This window comes from Flavobacterium reichenbachii (assembly GCF_002217435.1).
In the GTDB taxonomy this organism is placed as follows: domain Bacteria; phylum Bacteroidota; class Bacteroidia; order Flavobacteriales; family Flavobacteriaceae; genus Flavobacterium; species Flavobacterium reichenbachii.
The window spans coordinates 286,739-311,266 of record NZ_MUHF01000007.1 but is presented as its reverse complement, the minus strand read 5'-3'; the positions used below and the strand labels follow the sequence as shown (position 1 = coordinate 311,266).

At 33.0% G+C, this 24,528-nt stretch carries 23 protein-coding genes and 1 tRNA gene; 19 read left to right on the top strand and 5 right to left on the bottom strand.

Annotation, left to right across the window (positions count from 1 at the left end):
* Positions 1–263: 263 nt before the first annotated feature.
* Entirely contained in the window at positions 264–716 is a 453-nt protein-coding gene (locus B0A68_RS08275; protein WP_035682137.1) for a DUF4442 domain-containing protein, read from the bottom strand.
* Positions 717–994: 278 nt separating this feature from the next.
* Between B0A68_RS08275 and B0A68_RS08270 the strand changes: the two genes are divergently transcribed.
* From B0A68_RS08270 to B0A68_RS08250, 5 genes are all read left to right on the top strand, one after another.
* Complete coding sequence (locus tag B0A68_RS08270) at positions 995–1,450, top strand: DUF4870 domain-containing protein (protein ID WP_035687827.1); 456 nt, start codon at positions 995–997, stop codon at positions 1,448–1,450.
* A 206-nt stretch (positions 1,451–1,656) separates the two neighbouring features.
* Positions 1,657–1,986 (top strand): PadR family transcriptional regulator, encoded by a 330-nt coding sequence (locus tag B0A68_RS08265; protein ID WP_035682139.1) that lies wholly within the window; start codon positions 1,657–1,659, stop codon positions 1,984–1,986.
* A gap of 6 nt (positions 1,987–1,992) precedes the next feature.
* Complete coding sequence (locus B0A68_RS08260) at positions 1,993–3,723, top strand: PspC domain-containing protein (protein ID WP_035682142.1); 1,731 nt, start codon at positions 1,993–1,995, stop codon at positions 3,721–3,723.
* A 3-nt stretch (positions 3,724–3,726) separates the two neighbouring features.
* Positions 3,727–4,461, top strand: a complete 735-nt coding sequence (locus tag B0A68_RS08255; RefSeq protein WP_035682145.1) for a head GIN domain-containing protein — start codon at positions 3,727–3,729, stop codon at positions 4,459–4,461.
* An 82-nt stretch (positions 4,462–4,543) separates the two neighbouring features.
* On the top strand, positions 4,544–5,377 hold the full coding sequence (locus tag B0A68_RS08250) for a GIN domain-containing protein (protein ID WP_035682147.1): 834 nt from the start codon (positions 4,544–4,546) through the stop codon (positions 5,375–5,377).
* Positions 5,378–5,570: 193 nt separating this feature from the next.
* On the opposite strand, the gene trxB is transcribed toward B0A68_RS08250, so the two are convergent.
* The gene (gene trxB / locus B0A68_RS08245) at positions 5,571–6,518 is read right to left on the bottom strand and encodes a thioredoxin-disulfide reductase (RefSeq protein ID WP_035682148.1); all 948 of its coding nucleotides are present in this window, start codon (positions 6,516–6,518) and stop codon (positions 5,571–5,573) included.
* A gap of 152 nt (positions 6,519–6,670) precedes the next feature.
* Positions 6,671–6,745 (bottom strand) — tRNA-Pro (locus B0A68_RS08240).
* Positions 6,746–6,935: 190 nt separating this feature from the next.
* Between B0A68_RS08240 and B0A68_RS08235 the strand changes: the two genes are divergently transcribed.
* The 14 genes from B0A68_RS08235 to B0A68_RS08170 all read left to right on the top strand — a co-directional run bounded on the left by B0A68_RS08235 (position 6,936) and on the right by B0A68_RS08170 (position 22,565).
* Entirely contained in the window at positions 6,936–7,535 is a 600-nt protein-coding gene (locus B0A68_RS08235) for a CDP-alcohol phosphatidyltransferase family protein (protein WP_035682151.1), read from the top strand.
* A 7-nt stretch (positions 7,536–7,542) separates the two neighbouring features.
* Positions 7,543–8,385, top strand: a complete 843-nt coding sequence (locus tag B0A68_RS08230) for a phosphatidate cytidylyltransferase (protein WP_035682153.1) — start codon at positions 7,543–7,545, stop codon at positions 8,383–8,385.
* Entirely contained in the window at positions 8,382–9,428 is a 1,047-nt protein-coding gene (locus B0A68_RS08225; RefSeq protein ID WP_035682155.1) for a patatin-like phospholipase family protein, read from the top strand. The genes B0A68_RS08230 and B0A68_RS08225 overlap by 4 nt, the downstream gene beginning before the upstream one ends.
* Positions 9,425–10,177 (top strand): SDR family NAD(P)-dependent oxidoreductase, encoded by a 753-nt coding sequence (locus B0A68_RS08220; protein WP_035682157.1) that lies wholly within the window; start codon positions 9,425–9,427, stop codon positions 10,175–10,177. Before B0A68_RS08225 ends, B0A68_RS08220 begins: the two co-directional genes overlap by 4 nt.
* Positions 10,170–11,447 (top strand): dual specificity protein phosphatase family protein, encoded by a 1,278-nt coding sequence (locus B0A68_RS08215; RefSeq protein WP_035682159.1) that lies wholly within the window; start codon positions 10,170–10,172, stop codon positions 11,445–11,447. Before B0A68_RS08220 ends, B0A68_RS08215 begins: the two co-directional genes overlap by 8 nt.
* A 14-nt stretch (positions 11,448–11,461) precedes the next feature.
* Positions 11,462–13,165: an alpha/beta fold hydrolase gene (locus tag B0A68_RS08210; RefSeq protein ID WP_035682161.1), complete on the top strand. Its 1,704-nt coding sequence runs from the start codon at positions 11,462–11,464 to the stop codon at positions 13,163–13,165.
* A 145-nt stretch (positions 13,166–13,310) separates the two neighbouring features.
* Complete coding sequence (locus B0A68_RS08205) at positions 13,311–15,809, top strand: DUF2339 domain-containing protein (RefSeq protein WP_035682163.1); 2,499 nt, start codon at positions 13,311–13,313, stop codon at positions 15,807–15,809.
* Positions 15,796–17,028, top strand: coding sequence for a hypothetical protein (locus B0A68_RS08200; RefSeq protein ID WP_035682166.1), 1,233 nt, complete (start codon positions 15,796–15,798; stop codon positions 17,026–17,028). Before B0A68_RS08205 ends, B0A68_RS08200 begins: the two co-directional genes overlap by 14 nt.
* A 235-nt stretch (positions 17,029–17,263) precedes the next feature.
* Positions 17,264–18,031: a ParA family protein gene (locus B0A68_RS08195; protein ID WP_035682168.1), complete on the top strand. Its 768-nt coding sequence runs from the start codon at positions 17,264–17,266 to the stop codon at positions 18,029–18,031.
* Positions 18,032–18,036: 5 nt separating this feature from the next.
* Positions 18,037–18,939, top strand: coding sequence for a ParB/RepB/Spo0J family partition protein (locus tag B0A68_RS08190; protein ID WP_035682170.1), 903 nt, complete (start codon positions 18,037–18,039; stop codon positions 18,937–18,939).
* The gene (locus tag B0A68_RS08185) at positions 18,939–19,499 is read left to right on the top strand and encodes a DUF5683 domain-containing protein (protein ID WP_051892457.1); all 561 of its coding nucleotides are present in this window, start codon (positions 18,939–18,941) and stop codon (positions 19,497–19,499) included. Before B0A68_RS08190 ends, B0A68_RS08185 begins: the two co-directional genes overlap by 1 nt.
* A gap of 41 nt (positions 19,500–19,540) precedes the next feature.
* Positions 19,541–20,242 carry a 4-hydroxy-tetrahydrodipicolinate reductase gene (gene dapB / locus B0A68_RS08180; RefSeq protein WP_035682176.1) on the top strand — a complete coding sequence of 234 codons (702 nt, stop codon included), beginning with the start codon at positions 19,541–19,543 and terminating at the stop codon, positions 20,240–20,242.
* Between the two features lie 63 nt (positions 20,243–20,305).
* Positions 20,306–21,859 (top strand): signal peptidase I, encoded by a 1,554-nt coding sequence (gene lepB / locus B0A68_RS08175; RefSeq protein WP_035682180.1) that lies wholly within the window; start codon positions 20,306–20,308, stop codon positions 21,857–21,859.
* A gap of 91 nt (positions 21,860–21,950) precedes the next feature.
* The gene (locus B0A68_RS08170) at positions 21,951–22,565 is read left to right on the top strand and encodes a WbqC family protein (RefSeq protein WP_035682182.1); all 615 of its coding nucleotides are present in this window, start codon (positions 21,951–21,953) and stop codon (positions 22,563–22,565) included.
* On the opposite strand, the gene B0A68_RS08165 is transcribed toward B0A68_RS08170, so the two are convergent.
* Positions 22,555–23,586, bottom strand: a complete 1,032-nt coding sequence (locus B0A68_RS08165; RefSeq protein WP_089069710.1) for an endonuclease/exonuclease/phosphatase family protein — start codon at positions 23,584–23,586, stop codon at positions 22,555–22,557. The genes B0A68_RS08170 and B0A68_RS08165 overlap by 11 nt on opposite strands.
* Before the next feature lie 49 nt (positions 23,587–23,635).
* Positions 23,636–24,499 carry a rhomboid family intramembrane serine protease gene (locus B0A68_RS08160; RefSeq protein ID WP_035682186.1) on the bottom strand — a complete coding sequence of 288 codons (864 nt, stop codon included), beginning with the start codon at positions 24,497–24,499 and terminating at the stop codon, positions 23,636–23,638.
* Positions 24,500–24,528 lie beyond the last annotated feature (29 nt).

The following is a 24,528-nucleotide window of genomic DNA, read 5'->3' as shown; positions in this document are numbered from 1 at the left end:
GGCAAATATATTTATTTTAATATAATTCTTACAAATAATAATTAATCTGATATAAAAATAGTATTGCCAGATGAAGACGGAATGAATCTAAGTGATTTGTGGGTATGCTGGCTCTGTAATATTGAATAAATTTACGAAAGAAAAGTTCCAGAAGAAGAAAAACAACGATAAAAATATTGATTTACAATATTTTACATAAAATTAATACAAAAAAATGACCAGTTTAGAACCGGTCATTTCATAATATATATTTGATTTTAAAACTATTTTAGTCTAACGCTCCATTCAAAATCCATCTCTGAAACCTGAACACCTTTTTCGTCAGTTCCAATAGACTTCATCCAAAAAGTCTGTCCTTCGCCTGTTGCAATGGTTTGCTGAATGGCATCTGCTATTAAATGGCCGTCTTTACATACAAAAGTAATTCTGCCGGTGGCTTTCTTAGTAAAGTTACCTTTATTGTTGGCCACAAGCATTGAGATTTTCTTACCGCTTTCTTGTATCTGCGAAATTACCAAAGCTCCTGTCGTCAATTCGGCTGCCATTGCCTGAACTGCAAAATACATCGAATTAAAAGGATTCTGATTGATCCAGCGGTGTTTTACACTCACAGTGCAACTGTCTTTGTCGATTGCTTTTACGCGAACTCCGCAAATGTATGCAGAAGGTAATTTGAATAATACAAATTGATTGAGTTTGGATACAGAAACAGCCATAAATCTATTTTTTTATGTAAAAATACAAAAAAACTATGCACGCACAATAAATTTAAGATAGTTTCAGAAACCGTCAATAAAATCAGCTATTACGATTGATTTTGAGTCTGTTTTAAGGTTTATTATTATTTTATATTTGTTAAATTTATGTTAACTTTTGGTACTATGCAAAACAAGATACTGTCTTTTAGATATATATTTGCATAAGAAATTACTATATACTTTTAATCATGGAAACAACAACACCACTCATCATGGAAACAACAACACCACTCATCATGGAAACAACGTCAGAAAAGAACACTGCAACGTTCACACACTTAAGTACTTTGACTCAATATTTTATTCCGTTTGGGAATTATATTTTCCCGATATTAATCTGGACGAGTTACAAAGACAAATCAGAATTTGTAAATCATAACGGAAAACAAACGTTAAATTTTCAATTGAGCTTATTGCTTTACACTTTAATTTTAGCATTAATCGCAATTCCGATTTTTATCGCTGTGGTTTTACAAAACATTCCGATGGAAGCTGTTTTTAACGATGAAGATTTCATCATCAGAAATTTTGATTTTAGAGGAAATATTGGTTTAATAAGTGTAGGTCTAACAGCGGTTTTTCTTTTTGGAATATTAAAAATTGTTGAATTCTTTTTAGTGATTTACGCTTCTATAAAAACATCAAACGGAGAATTATACAAATATCCGATGACGATTCCTTTTATAAAGTAAGCTGCTAGAATTAAAAGTTATAGACAAAGGGATGTTCTAGCCCTGATAGAAGTGGAAATCCTTTTGTGCCGGTCCCGATAGCTATCGGGAGCACAAAAGATTGAAACGGATAGCAGGAAATAGCTCCTAAAAAAACGATCAATCATCAATCAATCATCATCAATCAAAAAACGAATTGTTCAATCAAAAAAAAACAAAATGAAATTATGAACATTGAAAACACAAAAGCACAGATGCGCAAAGGTGTTCTTGAGTTTTGCATCTTATCTGTATTAAAAGAGCAGGATGCCTACACATCAGAAATATTAGACACTTTAAAAAACGCCAAATTACTAGTTGTTGAGGGAACAGTTTATCCGCTTTTAACTAGGTTGAAAAACGACGGTCTCCTAAATTATCGCTGGGAAGAATCGACCTCAGGGCCGCCAAGAAAATATTATGGACTAACCGAAATAGGAAAAACATTTTTAAACGAACTTAACGGAACCTGGACAGAATTGTCTGACGCTGTTAAACTAATCACCAATCAAAACTAATCAGTCATGAACAAAACAGTAAATATTAACTTAGGAGGTATGTCTTTTCACATCGATGAAGATGCATATTTAAAACTAACGCGCTATTTTGACGCTATAAAACGATCACTTAACAATTCGTCTGGACAAGATGAAATCATTAAAGATATCGAAATGCGTGTTTCCGAATTATTAACAGAAAAACAAAAAAGCGACAAACATGTTGTGGGATTGAAAGATGTTGATGAGGTGATTGTAGTAATGGGTCAGCCAGAAGATTATATCCTTGAAGACGAAGAAAGACCAAATCAGTCTTTTGATAAAGATTACACAAACAGAAAACACAAAAAATTATACCGAGACAAAGAGAAAGGTATGATTGGAGGTGTAGCAACAGGTCTTGGACATTATTTTGGAATTGATGCTGTGTGGATAAAAATATTGTTCTTAATATTTGTTTTTGCAGGTTTTGGAACTGGTATTTTAGCTTATTTCGTTCTTTGGATTGTAACTCCGGAAGCTGTTACAACATCAGAAAAACTAGAAATGACCGGAGAGCCAGTAACAATTTCTAATATCGAAAAAAAGGTTCGTGAAGAAATTGAATCCTTGTCTGAGAAATTTAAAAATGCAGATTATGATGCAATGGGAAATCATGTAAAGTCGGGAGCTGAGAGAATAAGTAGTTCATTTGGAGACTTTGTCATGACGATGTTTAAAGTGTTTGCTAAGTTTTTAGGAATCGTTTTAATTATGTCTGGATTGAGCATTTTAGTGATGCTTTTAATTGGAGTTTTTACTTTAGGAACTAATATTTTTATAGATTTTCCTTGGCAGAACTTCGTTGAAGCCGGAAACTTTACAGAATATCCAATCTGGTCTTTTGGATTATTAATGTTGTTTGCTGTTGGAATTCCGTTTTTCTTTATGACACTTTTGGGTTTCAAATTATTGTCTCCAAACTTAAAATCAATCGGAAATATCACAAAATATACTTTATTAGCGATCTGGATTATTGCTGTAGCAATTGCAATCAGTATCGGAATAAAACAAGCAACTGAGATTTCTTATGATAATAAAACGGTTGAGAAAAAAGCAATAAACATTACGACAAAAGATACGCTTTACGTAAAATTTAGATATAATGACTATTATGCAAAAGATCTAAATCACCATAGAGAGTTTGAGTTTGTTCAGGATTCTGCCAACAATCAATTGATTTATTCTAATGATGTACGCTTACATGTTCTGCAAACAGATCAGTCTGCTCCATACATACAAATTGAGAAAAGTGCAAGAGGAAATTCTTTTTCGAGTGCTAAAAAAAGAGCAGAAAAGATTGAGTATAAAGTTCAAATCAACGGAAATCATTTAGTATTAGATAATTATTTTCTAACAGATGTAAAAAACAAATTTAGAGGTCAGGAAGTTGATGTATATTTGTACCTGCCAGAGGGACAATTATTTAAACCAGATTCTTCTGTACAGGATTACGATGATTCTGAAAATGATTTTTTCAATCTGCACTTTAGCGGTGACTATAACTACAAAGTAAAAGGTTCTAAAATCATTTGTTTAAACTGCCCGGCAGACGAAGATGATGAAAATTACTATAATGAAAATGAAGAAACTCATATTGAAAAAGACAGCGTAAACGAAGTTTCTATCAAAATTAATGGAAAAGAAGTTTTAAACGGAAAAAAAACAAAAGGTCAGCTAACCACTGATAAAAACGGAGTAATAATCAAAATTAACTAAGCCATGATAAAAATAATCATTCATATTACAAAATTCATTATTGCCACTATTACAGCATTATTGTTTGCCTCATGTAATTTTAACATTAACTCTGTGGAGGGAAGCGGAAACGTTACTACAGAAAAAAGAATTGTTCAGGGTGAATTTAAAAAAGTATCAGTAAGCAATGCAATCGACTTAACAATCGAGCAGTCTGATGTTACTGAAATTACCGTTGAAGCCGATGATAATTTACAAAAAGATATTACAACAAAAGTAGAGAACGGAACATTGTATATTAGTTGCAAATTCAAATCTTTTCATAATGTAAAAATGAAAAGAGTAACGGTAAAAATGCCAGTACTAACTAAACTGGAAGCATCGAGTGCATCTAGCGTAAATACCGGGAATACAATAAAAGGAGAAGATATAACTATTGAAGCATCGAGTGCTGCAACAATGAACGTGAATATTGAATCTGATTATATTTCTTCTGATTCTGGAAGCGGCAGTTCTATTAATATAGAAGGGAAAGCATTAAAAATTAAAACTTCGGCTTCTAGCGGCTCCAGTATAAATGCTGAAAAATTATTTGCAAACGAAGTTCATGCCGAAGCTTCTAGCGGCGGTACTGTAAATGTACATCCAATAGTAAGTCTGAAAGCTGAAGCCAGCAGCGGTGGAAGTATTCATTATGATATTACTCCTAAAAGTATAGAAAGAACTTCTAGTTCTGGAGGAAGCATTAGCCAGCGATAATATTTATCTGTTAAATATAAAAGAAATCATTCATCAAAAGTGGATGATTTTTTTATATTTGTCGAAATCAAATCTAGAATTAATGAAAAAAAGTACAGGCCTTATCCTATTATTATTAGTTACGACATTAACCTTTGCTCAAAAAAGAGAGAAAATAAAAGGATCTAAAATTGTCACCACTTCTATAAAAGAAGTAGGAAGTTTTGATGCCATTGAAGCCGATGACAATTTAGAAGTTTATTTGGAACGAGGAGAAAAAAATGAAATTAAAATCGAAGCCGATGATAATCTTCATGACATTATCGGAATGGATTTAAGAGAAAAAACACTTCGATTATACACTTCTAAAGAATCTACTATATTCAAAAAACTAGTTGTGCGTGTTACTTACACCAACACATTAAACAAAGTAACTGCCAAAAATGAAGCTATTGTCTACGCTATTCAGGAACTGCAGCTGGATAATATTACTTTTAACAGCTTTGATTATTCTAAATTATTTCTAAATGTAAATTCTAAAAAATTTAGTTTAGTAGCAGATGATAAATCTAAAACAGAACTAAACCTAAAGTCTGAAGACGGAAACTTACAATTAAGTAAAAGTTCTTCTGTTAAAGCTTTAGTATCTTCTATAAAATTCAAGTGCGATTTGTATCAGAAAGCTGTAGCAACAATTGAAGGAATTGCAGAAAAAGCTACGATTAGATTAGATAATAATTCTGTTTTTAATGGTCCTAAATTTACGCTTAAAGATTCAAACATTACAGCAGAAAGCGGTTCAACAGCAAGCATTTTAGCAGAACTTACTATTTCTATAGCTGCTGGAGACAAATCTGAACTTACTCTTTTTGGAAATCCAAAAATTGAACTTACCCGTTTTTCTGAAGAAGCAAAATTGATTAAGAAAATTAAATAAATAAGCGGCAAAGGTTCTAAGACACTAAGTTTCTAAGGTATCTTCTTTGTTGAAATAACACAAAATGAGAAAAACTTTGCTCCTTTGCGAGAGTAAAACAAAAAGTCCCTTTTAAAATAAAAGGGACTTTTATATTTATAAGAGGTTCCGATAACTTGAAACTTTAAACAAAGAAAACCTGAAACAATATTCGTTACTCTTTTGAAGCCAAATATCTTTCGGCATCCAAAGCAGCCATACATCCTGTTCCGGCAGCAGTAATTGCCTGACGGTATACATGATCTGCTGCATCTCCAGCTACAAAAACACCAGCAACATTTGTATTAGAAGTTCCAGGAGTATTTACGATATACCCTGTTTCGTCTAGTGTGATATAATCTGCAAAAATGTCTGTGTTTGGTTTGTGTCCAATTGCTACGAAAAATCCTGTTGCAGGAATTTCTACAACTTCTCCAGTAGTTTTATTTAATGCTTTGATGGCATGAACTACTTGATTGTCACCCACAACTTCCAGAGTATCATGGTTCATTAAAATCTCGATATTTTCTGTTTTGCGAACACGATCTTCCATAATTTTTGAAGCTCTGAATTTTTCGCTTCTTACCAGCATCGTTACTTTTTTACAAAGTTTAGATAAGTAATGAGCTTCTTCACAAGCAGAATCTCCTGCTCCTACAATTACCACTTCCTGATTACGGTAAAAGAATCCATCACATACTGCGCAGGCAGAAACTCCTCCGCCCATATTCAAATAATGCTGTTCTGATGGTAATCCTAAATATTTAGCCGAAGCTCCTGTAGAAATAATAACAGTTTCACAATGTAATTCGATAGAATCGTTAATCCATACTTTATGAATATCTCCAGAAAAATCAACTTTTGTTGCCCAGCCGTCACGAATATCAGCACCAAAACGTTTTGCTTGTTCTTGCAGCTGCACCATCATTTCCGGCCCTGTAACACCATCTACATATCCAGGGAAATTTTCAACCTCGTTGGTCGTTGTCAACTGACCGCCCGGCTGCATTCCTTGGTATAAAACTGGATTCATATTTGCTCTAGCCGCATAAATAGCTGCAGTATAACCTGCAGGACCAGAACCTATAATTAGGCATTTAATTTTTTCTATTGTATCTGACATAATATAATTGTATAAATAATTTGATGGTGCAAAAGTAAGTTTTTATTGTTGGAATAATGATTCAACATAATCAGTTTTTGTTATTCTAAAATAAGGAATATCAAACAAGATAAAATAAAAAATCCTTTCTGTAGAAACAGAAAGGATTTTCGTCGGGGTGGCAGGATTCGAACCTGCGGCCTCCTGCTCCCAAAGCAGGCGCGATAACCGGGCTACGCTACACCCCGTAAGCGGGTGCAAAGATATAATTATTTTTTGCTTATCCAAAACAATTTAGAAAATAAGAACATTTTATTTGAACCAACAGCTCTTTAGTACTGAGAAAAAGTCTTTTAACTAAAAAAACAAAATTCTTTACCGCTCTAACAAACGAAGGTTTTTTTATTACATTTGTTTGTGTACAAAATATCTGCTTAAATGATTTCTATATACACCATCAAACCTCAGTTTCAAAAATTATTATCACCACTACTCCATTTTCTACATAAAAAAAACATCAGTCCCAATCAAATTACTGTTGGATCTTGTGTTTTATCACTCTTAATCGGCATCTCTTTTTGGTATGCAGATTTCAATACTTTATTTTTCTTATTGCTTCCAATTGGTTTATTGCTTCGAATGGCTCTTAATGCTTTAGACGGAATGATGGCTAAAAAATATAACCTGACCAGTAAAACAGGAGAAATGCTAAACGAAATGGGAGACATTGTGTCTGATTTGTTTGTGTTTTTTCCACTGCTGAAATTTGAGTCAGAGGCTTTATATCTTGTTGTTTTATTTATTGTATTAAGTGTTGTAAATGAATTTGCCGGTGTTATGGGAAAAGCCATCAAAGGCGAAAGAAGATACGACGGCCCGATGGGAAAAAGCGACAGAGCTTTGCTCTTAGGAGTTTACGGAATTTTGAAATTTTCTTCTGTTAATCTTTCCAATTACTCCATCTGGATTTTTACAGTTATTATTGTATTATTGCTCATAAGTACTTACGTTAGAATAAAAAAAACACTGAAATCTTAAAAGTTCAATGAACGAAGAAAGTCTCAAAACAAACAAATACGCAGATGTACCTCTAAGAGTTAGGAGCTGGGTGGTAATCATCGTAATATTCTCTTTGGCAGTACTGCATCCTATATTGATGAATTTATTTATTTGTTTTTTATCTTTCTGGGGAATGAAAGAGTTTTTATCAATGTATAATTTTTACAATAAAAAAACGGCCGTTCTGCTTTTTCTATTTTTAATTCCGGAGTATTTTTCACTTTACAGTAAAAACTATTTTGATTTTATACTTTATACCAGTCTTTTTGCTATCTCTTTTGGGATATATACTATTTTCATAAAAAATAAAATATCCAAAAAAAGGGGATTGCTTGTTTCTTTAGGTATCTTTTTATGTACATTTTCGATCGGTCATTTAAGTTTTATTTACAATATTCATTTTCCATTTTCAAATATGATCGGAGTATATATCTTAATACTTCTTGTTGTTCCAACCGAGTTAAATGATGTGTTTCAATATTTAACCGGAAAGGCATTTGGCAAAACAAAAATCACTCCTGTCATAAGTCCGAATAAAACGCTAGAAGGTTTTTTGGGAGGTCTGGTATTAACAATATTCTTATGCAATCTTCTGGGTTTTATATTATTACCCGAACGAAGTTTTCTTTTTTATAGTTTGCTAGGAATTCTAATTGGGATTTTGGGATTTTTTGGAGATATATTCATGTCTTATATTAAAAGAAATGCCGGCGTCAAGGACACTGGAAATCTTATTCCCGGACACGGAGGATTATTAGACAGAATAGACAGCTTAATGTTTATTACACCAATATATTATTGGTTGATCTTCTACTATTTAATAGCATGACAGAGCATAGCGCTAAATATAAAAGAGTAATTGTTTTTTCTGGCGGAGGAACACGCTTTGCTATGTATTGCGGTATGTTTGCCGCATTTGAAGATAAAGGCCTCTCTCCCGATTTGATTATCGGAGTCTGCGGAGGCTCGATTGCTGCCACAATTATAAATTCATTTCAGACCAACATTCAAAGAAAAAATTATCTGCAGTCGAGAGAGTTATTTGAATTCATCCAAAACACAAAACTAACAAAGGAAAGAAAGCTTCATCGCATCGGATGGTATTCTTTTAAAAAAAACTATTCTAAAAACAGAGCTCCTTCTATCGAAAATGTTTTTGACAACTATTTGGTAGACATGCCTCAAGATTTGAGTTCAAAACTTCCTTCCCTTTCAGCAGCATTTGGATCAAATATACCATGTATTATAATTGGTTCAGAAATTTTATTTGAACCTGCAGATTGCGGAAAAGCCAGAGAGAACAAAAAACTGTATAAAAAAATTTTATTTACCGACGCGATAACAGCTCAAAAAATCGATCTCAATAAAATTAAAATTCAGTCAGAAAATTACAACTTAAGTGCTATTGATTCATCAATCAGTGTTTTAACTGATGTTTCTATGCGTCAGGCAATGAGAATTTCGGTTTCAGATATGTTTTATGTACAGCCTGCAAAATATCAAAATCATTATTATGCCGGCGGCGCACTCGATTTAACGCCAATAGAATTAGCCTCAGAAATGGCGGATACGATTATTTTCGAAAAGAAAAACAACTATTCCACTATAGAAGAATCTCTTGTGAGAGCAGTTCTGGGTTTTAGCGGCAATGAACGCCTGGAAGAAATTCAAAAGAAATTCAAAATTAATTACTCAATAGATACAACAAATGCAACTCAAAGTCTGAAAGGACAATACTGCCAGAAAAAAATTGACTGGAAAAATTTTGAAGTAAAAATAGAATTACCCCATTCGTATGAGCAATTTGTAAAAGATATGCAGGTGCAATGGCAGTACGGATATGACAAAGCATTAATAGAACTGCAAAAATGAAAATATTTATAACTGGCGGTACAACTGGAATTGGGCTGGCTATTGCTGTCCAATATTTAGAAGCAGGACACGAAGTAGGAATCTGCGGACGCAATATTCAGAAAGTTGAGTTAGAGAAAAATTATCCTTTACTAAAAATGTATTCCGTAGATGTATACGATAAGGACTTACTTAAAGAAGCTGTTTCTGATTTTGCAGATCAAAATTTAGACATTATGATTTTATCGGCAGGAAACTATTCTGATAGTGCACTGCATCAATTATCTTACGCAGAGAGTACTGAAATGCTGAAATGCAATATCGTAGGCGCCATAAACACTTTAGAAATAAGCCGCGACATTATGAACATTAATAAAAAAGGGCATATTGCTGTTATTGCATCTGTTTCGGGCCTTCTTAATTATCCTAAAGCTACAATTTACAGCAAAACCAAAAGAGCCCTTATACAAATTGCAGATGCTTACCGACGTGCTTTAGAAGATTTTGGAATACATATTACTATCGTTGCGCCCGGCTATGTAAACTCTCCAAGATTAAGAGAACTCAATAATGATGATTTATCAAAAAAACCTTTTGTTGTAGACTGCAAGTTTGCCGCATCTATCATAATAAAGGGAATTGAAGAAAAGAAAGAAATGGTCGTTTTTCCTTCTAAAATGAAATACCTGATCGGATTTCTTTCCATACTCCCTACTCGATTATTAACTTTTATAATGCTGAAAAGGGTAAAACGCCAAAAAAATGGATAACAAAGTTTCTCTCATCAAAAGGCTTTCGCACCTGCTGTTCAGTTATATATTATTTCTTGTAATTTATAACTTTAGCGCTTGGTATGCTTTACATTTCGAAAAATCAGATTCGTTTGTATTCAGCTTTGAGAAACACATTCCCTTTATTCCCTGGATGATTATTCCTTACATGACCAGCGGACTTCTTTTTACTCTCGTATTTTTCTTTTGTTCGTCTGAAAAAGATTTGATGCTTTTGACAAAGCGAATAAACTTTACAACAATAGTATCAGGTTTATTTTTTATCCTTTTTCCTCTAAAGTATTCTTTTATAAAACCACAGCAAGACTTTGGCCTTTTAAATTATTTCTATCAATTTCTTGTAACCTGGGACAGTAATTACAATCAGGCACCCTCTTTACATATTGGTTATGCCTGCATCTTTTGGGCAGTTATAAATAAAGAATTCAAATCTGGATGGAGAATAGTACTGCTCGCCTGGATTTTATTATTAGGCATTTCTACTCTAACTGTTTATCAGCACCATTTAATAGATATACTTACGGCGCTTCTTCTTTCCTGCATCACATTTTTTATTTTTCCAGAAAATAAAGAAAGGAATTATCGCATTGGCATAGTATACTTTTTTATAGGTCTATTATTTTCTCTGGCAGCATTGTTACTACAATACATCACAAATTACAGCCTTTTACTTTTATGGATTTCTATTGTGGTATTTTTTGTTGGCTGCGCTTATAGGAATTCGAATTCACGATTTTTGAAAACAAAAGATGGAACTATAAATGCTTTAAATACGATTATATTTTTTCCTTACCTCTTGACGTATAAAATAATCTGGCTTTTTTTTAGAAAAAATTCCAGTAATCCTGTTTCCGAAATACTGCCTCAGGTTTATGTCGGAGCCCGATTAAATTCCAAACAGGCTGCTGCGTTTATTAATGAACGTACTTATGTAATTGATTTGTGTGCAGAAGCAGAAGAAAATAAATATACCAGACAAAAATCACAATATTTTTCATTTCCTTTATTAGATATCGGATCTGTAAAAAAAGAAGAACAGGAAACTTTGTCCAATCTATTAACATCAATTTATGCTGATATAAAACCCGATGAAAAAATATTTATTCATTGTTTAATGGGATATTCGCGCAGTGTATTTATCAGCACCTTATTCATAAAAAAACAATTGAATATAGAAATCGATGAAGCTGCTGCCATCGTTACCAAAAAACATTCACAATCCATATTTCCAAAATATCTATTAGATTAATTTAAATTAAAATTATGAAAACACAAACCTTTATCTCTTTTGACCAGGCTGAAATATATTACAAAGAGTGGGATTTTAAACCTTCTCAGAAAACCTTAATTGTTCTTCATCGCGGACATGAGCATTCAGACCGAATGACAGAATTTGCTACAGATCCAAGATTTGCTGCTTACAACATTTTCAGTTTTGATTTACGAGGTCACGGACATACAAAAGAACCTGTTTCTCCCGTTTTTATGGATTATGTTCGAGATATGAATGAGTTTGTTGGTTTTTTGAACCGCCAATATGAAATTAAAACCGAAGATATTTTTGTAGTTGCAAATAGTATTACAGGTGTGATCGTATCGGCTTGGGTTCATGATTTTGCACCTCAGATTGCAGGAATGGCACTTCTTGCTCCAGCATTCGACATAAAATTATATGTTCCCTTTGCAAAAGAATTTATTGCTCTCGGAACCCGATTTAATAAAGATCTTTCTGTAAAAAGTTATGTAAAAGCAAAGGTATTAACGCACGACAAAACCCAGCAGGATTTATACAATTCTGATCCTTTGATTACAAAATCTATTCACGGAGGCATGTTGGTGAATTACCTTGATTCCAGCAAAAGAATTGTAGAAGATGCAGCAGCGATAAATATTCCTACCATAGTTTTTTCTGCAGGCACAGATTATGTAGCCCGAAACAGTACACAGAAAAAATTCTTTATAAGACTTGAATCTGCACATAAAGAATTTATAGAACTAAAAGATTTTTATCACGGAATCTTATTCGAAAAAGACCGCACTATTGTTTACGATCACATAAAACGATTTGTAGAAGAGAGTTTCAATTTGCCTTTGCCTCAGGCTTCTTTAAACAGTGATAAATTTTCTAAAGACGAATATTACAATATTTCCTTAAAAATGATTTCACTGCCGGAACGATTGAACTTTGCTTTTCAAAAATGGTCTATGAGCAAAATCGGATTTGTGAGTAACGGAATGAGGATTGGTCAGGTTTATGGTTTTGACTCTGGTTTGTCTCTGGATTATGTGTACAAAAACACTCCCGCAGGAAAATTTGGTTTTGGCAAACTAATGGATCATTCGTATTTAAATGCAATTGGATGGAGAGGAATCAGAATAAGAAAACAACATTTATTAGCCCAAATCGAATCTCAGATTGCTAAACTGCAGCAAGAAAACAGACCCATTAAAATTCTTGATATTGCCGGCGGAACTGGTAATTATCTTTTTGATATTAAAAACAAATATCCGGAAGCCGAAATTGTAATAAATGATTTTAAAAAATCAAATATCGAAGAAGGAGAAAAGGTTATTGCCGAAAAAGGTTTTCAGAAAATACGCTTTACAAATTACAATTGCTTTGACAGCGAAACCTACAAAAAACTTGACTTTACACCAAATATTACCATAATCTCAGGAATATTTGAATTGTTTGAGGATAACAAATTAGTAAGTAATGCAATAGTTGGAGTGACTTCAATCTCTGAACCAGACAGCGCCGTAATTTATACTGGTCAGCCTTGGCATCCGCAGCTTAAAATGATTGCTTATGTTTTAAACAGTCATCAGGAAAAAGACTGGGTTATGAGACGCAGATCACAAAAAGAACTTGATGCCGTTTTTAAGTTCAATAATGTAAATAAAGAAAACATGCTTATCGATGACTTCGGGATTTTTACCGTATCAACCGGACGCATAAACAAATAAAAAAAATCCTTTTTTAAACAGAAAGCCTTTTCTCTTACCTGAAAAGGCTTTCTGTTTTTCATTAATACGAAAAAAGCCAGAAAAACTTTTCCCGTATCAAAATGTTGTTATATTTACAAAATCATAACATACATTCATTTCTATTATGGAAGGATTTCTACTATTTCTTTTAATTTGTTTACTAATCTACATTATCAGCACCATAAAAAATCGTTTTGATAATCTGGAAGATGATATTCAAAAACTTAGTAAAAAATTAGATAATCTAAAACCAATTGAGAAACCAATTGAAAAACCTGTAACTCCTCCTCCGGTTATAATTCCTAAGGAAGAAATTAAATTTGAAATCCCAAAAGAAGCAGCACCGCTTCCTCTGCCAATAAAAGAAGAAATTCCAGAAATAAAAACTGAAAAAGTTGTTTTTTCAATGGATACTGCTGACAAAAGCCCAAAACCTATTGCGCCAAAACCAGTATCAGAACCTTACGTTGCTCCTGTTCCGCAAAAATCATTCTGGGAAAATTTTAAAGAGCAGAATCCAGATTTAGAGAAATTTATTGGAGAAAATTTAATCAACAAAATTGGAGTTTTAATCCTTGTTTTAGGAATCAGTTATTTTGTAAAATATGCCATTGACAAAGATTGGATCAATGAGCCCGCTCGTGTCGGAATTGGTGTTTTATGCGGTGTATTAGTTATGGGGATCGCACATAAACTGCGTAAAAATTATGCTGCTTTCAGTTCTGTGATTGTCGCCGGGGCGATTGCCATTTTTTATTTCACAATCGGAATTGCTTTTCACGACTATCACTTATTCAATCAAACTGTCGCTTTTAGTATAATGGTGATCATTACGGCTTTTAGTGCTTTGATTTCATTATCTTATGACAGAATCGAATTGGCAGTTCTTTCCCTAATAGGCGGATTTGCTGTTCCTTTTATGGTAAGCACCGGCGAAGGAAATTATGTGGTTTTGTTTACTTACATCGGAATTTTAAATGTTGGAATTTTAGCTTTAGCTTATTATAAAAAATGGAATCTTGTTAATATCCTTTCTTATGTTTTCACCATTTTATTATACGGAGCGTGGCTTTCGCAGGAATTACACAAAGAAAAACCTCATTATCTTGGCGCACTAATCTTTGGGTTTGTTTTCTATTTCATTTTTATTCTGATGAATATCATCAACAATATCAGAACAAAAGGAGAATTTTCTACCGCACAATTGACCATTTTAGCCAGTAATACTTTTCTGTTTTATGCAGCCGGAATGTCAATTTTAGACGGTTATCATCCAGAATTACGAGGAGTATTTACCACCTTAATTGCGTTATTAAACCTGATATACGCCTGGTTTTTATACAAAAAATTTGGTCTCGACAAAAGAGCAGTCTATCTTCTCATTGGGTTAACATTAACCTTTATAACACTTGCCGTTCCAATTCAGTTTGAGGGCAATTATATTACATTATTTTGGGCTGCAGAAGCTGTTTTATTATTATGGCTTTCGCAAAAATCAAAGATCAGCAGTTATCGTTTTGGGTCTGTAATTGTAAATGGACTAATGATAATCAGTCTGGTAATGGATTGGAATAAATATTACAATGGAGATGAAGTTCTAAATATTATTCTCAATCCTATATTCAGCACCGGATTATTTGCCACAGCTTCATTATTTGCTGTTTGGTTTTTATTAAAAAAAGAAACCGAAACTGTCGAATTATTTGGTTTCCGTTTTAACCCTCATAAGTACAAGAAATTCATTTTAGAAGCAGCTTTTGTAATAGGCTATCTGACTGGAATTTTTGAAGTTACCTATCAGGCAAATTACGCAATAAACAACGCTAGTTCTGCAGCTGCGCTGCCAATTCTTTACCATTTAGTATTCTTTGCTGTATTGGCAGGATATTTAATAAAGAAAAAAACCGAAACCGGAAATCAAGGCACAGTATTGATTGCCTTAATAAATATAATCTTGTTTGCATTTTGGTTTATTCGATACGCGTTTAAAGAAACCGAATCCATTTTAATCTTCGGCGAAAGCCAGCCAATTGCGTTTTACCTTCATTATATTTATTTATTGATTATCATTTATTTTGGATATTTACTATACAAGGTAAATTCTGAGAAACCCGTCTTTTCTTTTTTTACCAACAAAAGTTTTGTCTGGGCTGCCGCTTTTATTGTCATTTATATTACCAGCGCAGAATTGATGCTTCATGGAGTTAAATTATTAAATACACCGACTACTGTAGCGCAGATTCACGCAAGCGATATGTTTAAAGTCGAAAAACTTGATGCTGGTTATATTCGTCAGACATTAGCAGATGATACCATGAAAATAGCTCGAATCAAAATAATTAAAACGGGCTTCCCTATTTTATGGGGAATTCTGGCTTTTGTATTTTTGATTATCGGAATTAAAAAACAAAAAAAGGCACTCCGAATTATTGCTTTGACCTTACTCGGATTAACAATCGCAAAATTGTTTCTGTACGACATCAGCAATATTTCTGAAACCGGAAAAATAATTTCTTTCATTCTTCTAGGAATTTTAATTCTGATAATTTCTTTTGTATATCAAAAAATTAAAGTCTTAGTAATAGACGAAAACAAGACTCAAAAAACCGATGAAACTGAATAAAATCATACTATTATTATTATTATTAGTGGCCAACGTTTGTTTTGGTCAGTTTAAAACCATCGGAAAACTTAAAAAAGTTTCTCAGAACGGTTTTCATGAAATTCTACTGTCACCAGAAATTCGCTCGTATTCTAACCAGGATTTGAGCGACATACGAATAATAGATTCCAAAGAAAAAGAAGTTCCATACTTCATTCAAAACAGTACAAATAGTTCATCAAGTAACTTTGAGGAATATACTGTTATTTCAAAAAAAACAGAACCAAAAAAAAGCACATCAATTATTATAGCCGTTCCTGCCGGAAAGAATAATAAAGCACTGTCGCTTTTTATAGCCAATTCTGATGTTATAAAAACCTATTCTGTTTCGGGAAGCAACGATCAGAAGGAATGGTTCGGAATATCTGATGCTCAATCATTATATGACTTAAGCAGCAGTACAGAAGCGAGTGTGATTAAAACCATTTCGTATCCTTTAAGTACTTACAAATATTTGAAAATAGTTTTTGATGATAAAAAGACACTTCCGATAAATGTGTTAAAGATTGGAAACTTCACTACAAATATTACCACTCACAGTTTTCAGGAAATCACTCCAAAAAAACTATTGACGACAGAAATTCCTTCAGAAAAAGAAACAGAAGTGCATATATTGTTTAATGCACCGCAGATTATAAATCAGATTGTTTTTGAAATTTCAAAGCCGACTTATTATAATAGAAAAGCAATTCTTTACAAAAAAACAACACAGCAGATCAAGAGAAAATCTATAATTGTAGAGGAAGAACTGGCTTCTTTTGAATTAAATTCTAATGTAAAAAACAGTTTTACGATTCCGGAAATTTTCGAGAAAGAAGTTTTTATTAGAATCAAAAATCAAGACAATTTGCCGCTGCAGATTTCGTCTCTAAAATTCAATCAAAATCCAATTTCACTGATCGCTGATTTAACTGCGAATGAAAATTATACTATGAAAACAGGGAATAAAAATTTAATGCAGCCAGAATACGATCTTTCTAATTTTAAAAACAACATTTCCGGCATTTTACCACAAACTAGTATTTATGATGTGCATCAAACTGCACAAGCTAAAACTGAAACTCAAAAGAGAGCATTTTGGGAAGAGCCTTGGTTTATGTGGATTTGTATTGCTGCAGGAGGAATTACAATTTTACTCTTTACGGCAAGTTTAATAAAAGATCTAAAAAAGCAAAATTAAAATCAACAAAAATGTAAACGTACATTTATGCTTTCTAAAAATTAAAAAATTTATATTTTACTAAAAAAGGAATAAATAGCGAGAAATTTCGTTACTATTCTTCTTTAATAACTAAATTAAATTCTGTAAAACATGCACCAATCATCGATAATCCGTGGTTTAGCAAATGTTAACAAAATAGATTTTCAGAAACCATAAATAATTGTATTTTTACGGTTCAAAATTCAGAAAATAAATGGGCAAAATCATTGCGATTGCTAATCAAAAAGGAGGCGTTGGAAAGACTACTACATCTGTAAATCTTGCGGCCTCATTAGGTGTTTTAGAGAAAAAAGTATTATTGATTGACGCTGATCCTCAAGCAAATGCAACATCTGGTCTTGGGATAGATGTTGAAAGTGTAGAGATTGGAACTTATCAAATACTTGAACACAGTCATACACCAAAGGAGTCAACTATCAAATGTTCAGCTCCAAATGTTGATGTGATACCTGCTCATATTGACCTTGTTGCCATTGAAATCGAATTGGTCGACAAAGAAAACAGAGAATATATGCTTAAAAAAGCATTGGAAAGTGTTAAAGACGAATATGATTATATCATTATCGACTGTGCACCTTCTTTAGGGTTATTAACTCTTAATGCTTTGACAGCTGCTGATTCTGTAGTTATTCCTATTCAATGTGAATATTTTGCACTAGAAGGATTAGGAAAATTATTGAACACAATAAAAAGTATTCAAAAAATACACAACCCAGATCTTGACATCGAAGGATTGTTACTTACTATGTACGATTCTAGATTACGCTTGTCAAATCAAGTTGTAGAAGAGGTTCAAAAACACTTTAACGATATGGTTTTTGATACCGTAATTCAGCGAAATGTGAAATTAAGCGAAGCACCAAGTTTTGGCGAAAGCATCATTAATTATGACGCAACAAGCAAAGGAGCAGTTAATTACATCAATTTAGCTCAAGAAATTATAAAGAAAAACAGTAAATAGTTTTTATGACAAAAGCAATTAAAAAACAAGCCTTAGGAAGAGGATTATCAGCGTTATTAAAAGATCCGGAAAATGACATTACATCAGTAGAAGACAAAAATGCTGACAAAGTTGTTGGAAATATTATTGAGCTTGAAATAAGTGCTATCGAAATAAATCCGTTTCAGCCAAGAAGTAATTTTAATGAAGAATCGCTGAGAGAATTAGCAACTTCTATTAAAGAACTTGGTGTGATTCAACCTATTACTGTTCGTAAATTAGACTTCAACAAATACCAATTAATTTCTGGAGAGCGTCGTTTACGCGCTTCTACTTTGGTTGGTTTAACTACAGTTCCTGCATACATTCGTATTGCCAATGATAACGAATCATTGGTTATGGCTTTGGTTGAAAACATTCAGCGTCATGATTTAGATCCAATCGAGATTGCACTTTCTTATCAGCGTTTGATTGATGAAATTCAATTGACACAGGAACAGATGAGTGAACGCGTTGGAAAAAAACGTTCTACGATTGCCAATTATCTACGTCTTTTAAAGCTGGATCCGATCATTCAGACTGGAATTCGCGATGGCTTTATCAGTATGGGACATGGAAGGGCAATTATCAATATTGAAGATTTAGACATTCAGACTGACATCTATCAAAAAATTGTAAGCCAGAATTTATCTGTTCGCGAAACAGAGACTTTGGTAAAAAACTACCACGAAAGTTTACAGCCAAAAGTTCCCGGAAAAGAAAAGCCTGCCTCTTCTTTTGTAGTAGAAGATGATAAGAAAAATACTTTTACGGATTATTTTGGTGCGAAAGTTGATATAAAAGTTGCGGGTAACGGAAAAGGAAAAATTACAATTCCTTTTAATTCGGAAGCCGACTTTAACAGAATAATTAAATTAATAAACGGATAGTGAATAAAATTGTCCCCATAAGTCTATTGTTCTTTCTTATAGGAACCGTCTCTATTTTTGCTCAGGCAAAAACAGAAACGGTTTTGATCGCTAAAGACACTACTAAACTAGAAGAGATAGACCCGCTTACGCCAGCAAAAGCAGCATTTTATTCTGCTATTTTACCAGGTTTAGGTCAGGCGTACAACAAAAAGTATTGGAAAATTCCGCTGGTTTACGGAGCAATTGGTACCAGCTTATATTTTTATCTGGATAATAATAAAAAATACCATGATTATCGTGATGCCTATAAACGCCGTTTAGAAGGATATAACGACGATAATTACCAATTTCTTGACGAAAGCAGACTTATTGCCGGCCAGAAATTTTACCAAAGAAACAGAGACTTATCTGCCTTATTTGTTGTTGGATTTTATGTTTTAAACATTATCGATGCCAACGTTGATGCTGCTCTGATACAATTTAATGTAAATGAAAGGCTGTCACTTCGTCCTGAAATTTACCCCAACGATGTAACATTTAGACCAAACGTTGGACTAACTTTTAATTACCACTTTTAAATAGACTTCGAAACTATTTAATTTTTCAAAAAATATACATAATGAAAATTGCGCTTTTAGGATACGGAAAAATGGGTAAAGTGATCGAAAGAATTGCTTTAGAAAGAGGTCATGAAATTGTTTTAAAAAAGGATCAATCCAATTCTTATGATAAACTTTCAGATGCAGATGTAGCAATTGATTTCAGCGTTCCTAGTGCCGCAGTAGACAATATTTCGGCTAGTTTTAATGCAGGCGTGCCAGTTATATCGGGTACAACAGGCTGGTTAGAACATTATGACGAAATGATTGCGCTTTGCAACGACAAAAAAAGCGGTTTTATCTCAAGCTCAAACTTTAGCTTGGGAGTAAATATTTTCTTCGGTTTAAATGAATATTTAGCCAAAATAATGACTCCATTTAACTCTTATAAAGTTACTATGGAAGAAATTCATCATACTCAAAAGCTGGATGCACCAAGCGGAACCGCAATATCTCTGGCAAAAGGAGTTATTGAAAATTCTAAATATGCTAATTGGACAATGGACCAAGCCAATGATGATGAAATTCACATTGAAGCAAAAAGAATTGGTGATGTTCCCGGAACGCACACCGTAACTTATGATTCTATTGTGGATAACATCGAAATAAAACATACTGCTCACAATCGTGAAGGTTTTGCACTTGGCGCCGTTATTGCTGCCGAATGGCTGGCCGGAAAAACCGGAGTTTACAGTATGAAAGATGTATTAAACTTAAAATAAACAGATTTAAAATTTAAGGTCAAAAATTAAAAACCTTAAGCTTAAAACTTTAAACAATATATTATGACTCTATATCTTTGGTTCGTATTTTTCTTAGCTGTACAAGTAATTCACTTTTTAGGAACTTGGAAATTATATCAGGCGGCAGGCAGAAAAAGTTGGGAAGCAGCAATTCCGGTATACAATTCTATTGTCTTAATGAAAATTATAAGCCGTCCAACCTGGTGGACATTATTGCTTTTTATTCCGATCATCAACCTTATTATGTTTCCGGTTGTCTGGGTTGAAACCTTGAGAACATTTGGCAAAAAAACAACTCTAGATACCCTTTTGGGAATTTTTACTTTAGGTTTTTATATCTATTATGTAAATTATACTCAGAAATTAGAATACAATGCTGAAAGAAAACTAACACCTCAAAACAAAACAGCGGATACTGTTAGTTCTTTACTTTTTGCAGTAATTGTGGCAACACTGGTACATACTTATGTAGTACAGCCTTATACAATTCCGACTTCGTCTCTAGAGAAATCACTTTTGATTGGAGACTTTTTATTTGTTAGTAAATTAAATTATGGTCCTCGTGTACCTATGACTACAGTTGCTTTGCCAATGGTTCATGATTCGATACCAATGACAAAGAAAAAATCATATTTGAGCTGGCCTCAATTGCCTTATTTTAGATTACCAGCTTTTGAAAAAATAAATCGAACAGACATTGTGGTTTTCAACTGGCCGGTAGACACAGTACATTATTTCTTTGAACCTAAAGGAAGACCCGGTGTAATCAAACCAATCGACAAAAAATCAAATTACGTAAAAAGATGTGTTGGTATTCCTGGAGACAGCTTGTCTATCAAAGACGGTTTTGTTTTCATTAACGGAAAAAAATTAGTTTTACCAGAAAGAGCTAAACCACAATATTCTTATGCTATTGCTTTGGACGGGAAAACAAACATCGACTTTGAACGTTTATTTAAAGAGTTAGATATTACCGAACAAGCAGGTTTTAAATCTGAAAAAAGAGATACTCTTTTCTTTAGAGCTTTGACAGAAGCTAGTGCAGAGCGTTTAAAAAACACACCCGGAATTACCAATGTAAAAAGAGAAATCGACAAAGGAAATGACAATTCAATTTTCCCTCATATCAACAAATGGAACCAAGATAATTTTGGCCCTATTTATATTCCGGAAGCTGGTAAAACGGTTGCTTTAACAAACGAATCACTTCCATTTTATAAAGAAATCATCACAAATTATGAAGGAAATAAATTAGAGTTACAAGGTTCTAAGTTTTTAATTAACGGAAAACCTGCAACTACTTATACCTTCAAACAAAACTATTACTGGATGATGGGGGATAACCGTCATAATTCTGAAGACAGCCGTTATTGGGGTTACGTTCCTGAAAATCACATAGTAGGAAAACCTGTATTTATCTGGTTAAGCTGGGATACTAACGGAAAAGGAATTAATAAAATTCGCTGGGACAGAGTTTTTACTACTGTTGACGGCGAAGGACAACCGCAATCATACTTTAAATACTTCCTGATTGTTCTTGCACTATATTTTGTTGGAGAATTTTTCTGGAAAAAAAGAAAAGAAAATAAAGCTTAATCAAAAAGGTTATTTTTGTTTCAGGTTTCAAGTTTCAAGTTCTTAAAAAAACCTGAAACTTGAAACCTGAAACTTTTAAACAAAAATCAAAATGAACTCCCTATTACTTCCTACTTATTTTCCTTCAATAAGCCACTTTGCAGTTATGGCTCAATCTGAAAATATCACTTTTGAAATGGAAGATAATTTTCAGAAACAGACCAATAGAAATCGAACTTATATCTACAGTCCAAACGGAATTCAACTTTTGAATATCCCCGTAAAGCACGCTAAATCGGCACATCAAAAAACAAAAGATGTTAAGATTGAAAATGAGTTTGACTGGCAGAAACAGCACTTTAAATCGCTTGAAGCAGCCTATAGAAGCTCTCCGTTCTTTGAGTTTTTTGAAGACGATATTCTACCGGTGTTTGAAAAACAACATACTTTTTTAATGGATTTGAATATGGAGGTTTTTGATATTGTAACCAAATGCCTTCGTATGAAATTGGAATTTGAAAAAACAACTGAATACTTTCACGAAACACCAGATTTTAGAGATTTCCGATATTTGGTAAACGGAAAAAAAGACGCCAATTCGTTTGAAAAATACACTCAGGTATTTGACGACAAACATGGTTTCATAAACAACTTAAGTATTTTGGATTTACTTTTTAACGAAGGTAAATTTGCGATGGATTATCTAAAAAATCAAACTATAATCTAACGCTGTTTTCCATAGAAAGTCTGGTCATTATTGGGTAATGATCTGAATTTTCGAAATCAGAAAAGCTTTTAAACTCTTTTACTTTCATTTTACTATCCGTAAAAATATAGTCAATTCTGGCTGGATAATAACGGAATTTGTATGTTGCCCCAAATCCTTCTCCAGCTTCTTCAAAGGTATCTTTAAGTTTTCCTTTTATGCTTCTATAGACATAAGAAAACGGACTGTTATTCATGTCGCCGCAAATAATAATAGGATGTTTGCACTGTTTTATATTCTCTTTAAAAATCTGCGCCTGTTCTTGCTGCTGTCTAAATCCTTTACTTATTCTGGTATAAATAAGCTGTGATTTACGCTGGTCGACATTATCGATATCATCAGAAATTTCATTAACATCAGGAGAAATCTTTATAGACTGCAAATGCATATTATAAACGCGGATAACGTCTGTACCTCGCTTTATATCGGCATAAATCACATTATTGTCTGACTTAGGAAAAATAATATTTCCCTGATATAAAATAGGAAACTTCGAAAATATAGCCTGTCCGGTTTTAATCTGATTTCCGTCGATAAAAATATAGCGGTGTGGATATACTTTTAAATCAATATGGGCAGAATTAGAATATTCCTGAATACATAAAATATCAGGATTTTGCTCGTCTATAAATGTTTTTATATTTTCGGGAATATCATCACGGTCAAGCCATTTAAATACATTAAAGAGACGCACATTATAACTCATTACAGAAAAGTCTTTTTCGTCATGAATATATTCTTTAGCCGTAAACTTATAAAATTTATTGATGAAAGTTATTCCGATCAATAATACTAAACCAGATAAAATAAGGCGTTTTTTAAACTGAATTGCCCAATAGACAAAGAATAGACCATTCAGCACAAAAAAAGCAGGCATAAACAATGTAAACACCGATAAAAGCGGAAAACTTTTAGGCGCTAGAAATGGTAAAATATAAATACTAAAAGTTATAACAGTGAGTACTATATTCAAAAAGAACATTATCTTATTAAACCACGAAAGGTTTTTCATATTATTGTGCTAAAATGGATTATTTTCCAGCTTTTAATAAAAACTCTTTTTCTTCTTTTGTCAGACAATCATAACCAGATTTGCCAATCTTGTCTAAAATTTCATCGATCTGCTGTTGTGTTTTGTCTTTCATAACAACTCGGGACGGAATTTTTTCTGTAGGTTTCGGATAATTTCTATAAACTTTTTTGAATGGGGTCGATGGGGATTTTTTAAATAAATTAAAAAAGAAATCTATTATTCTGGTAATTATAATACTTAAATCTGTTCCGTTTTGAAGCAGTTTAATATAAGCGAATCCGAAGAAAGCTCCGGCTAAGTGAGAAATTTGTCCACCCATATTATCTGAGCGTAACTGCACTAAATTTAAAACTAAAATTACAGCAGTAATATGCCATAGTTTTACGCTGCCTAAAAACATTAATCTAACAGGCATGAGAGGCTGATAGGTTGTTGCTGCAACCAATAAAGCCATTATGACGGCAGAAGCTCCAACAATTGGGGCAGAAAAATCTAAAAAATAAAAACTCAACGCAAAAACAACTCCAGCAAAAACAGCACTTAAGACATACAACCCTAAAAATTGTTTTTGAGTAAAATAGGTTAAAAACAAAGTACTTGCAAAATTTAAAATGACCATATTAAATAACAAATGCCAGAAATCGAAGTGAAAAAAAGCATAAGTTAAAAACGTCCAGGGTCTAAATAAAAAAACTTGCGGATCTGATGACAAAGCCAGCCAGTTTGGAAAAGCAAATGCTCCTGTAAAATTCGGCCAGAAAAAAACTAGAGAAATAAGAAAACATGCAATATTCCAATAAATAACACGTATTGCTATACCGCCCAATCTATATTGTAGTTTTAAATCGTCAAGAATATTCATAAAAGCTATTTTATTGTTTTTACAATTAG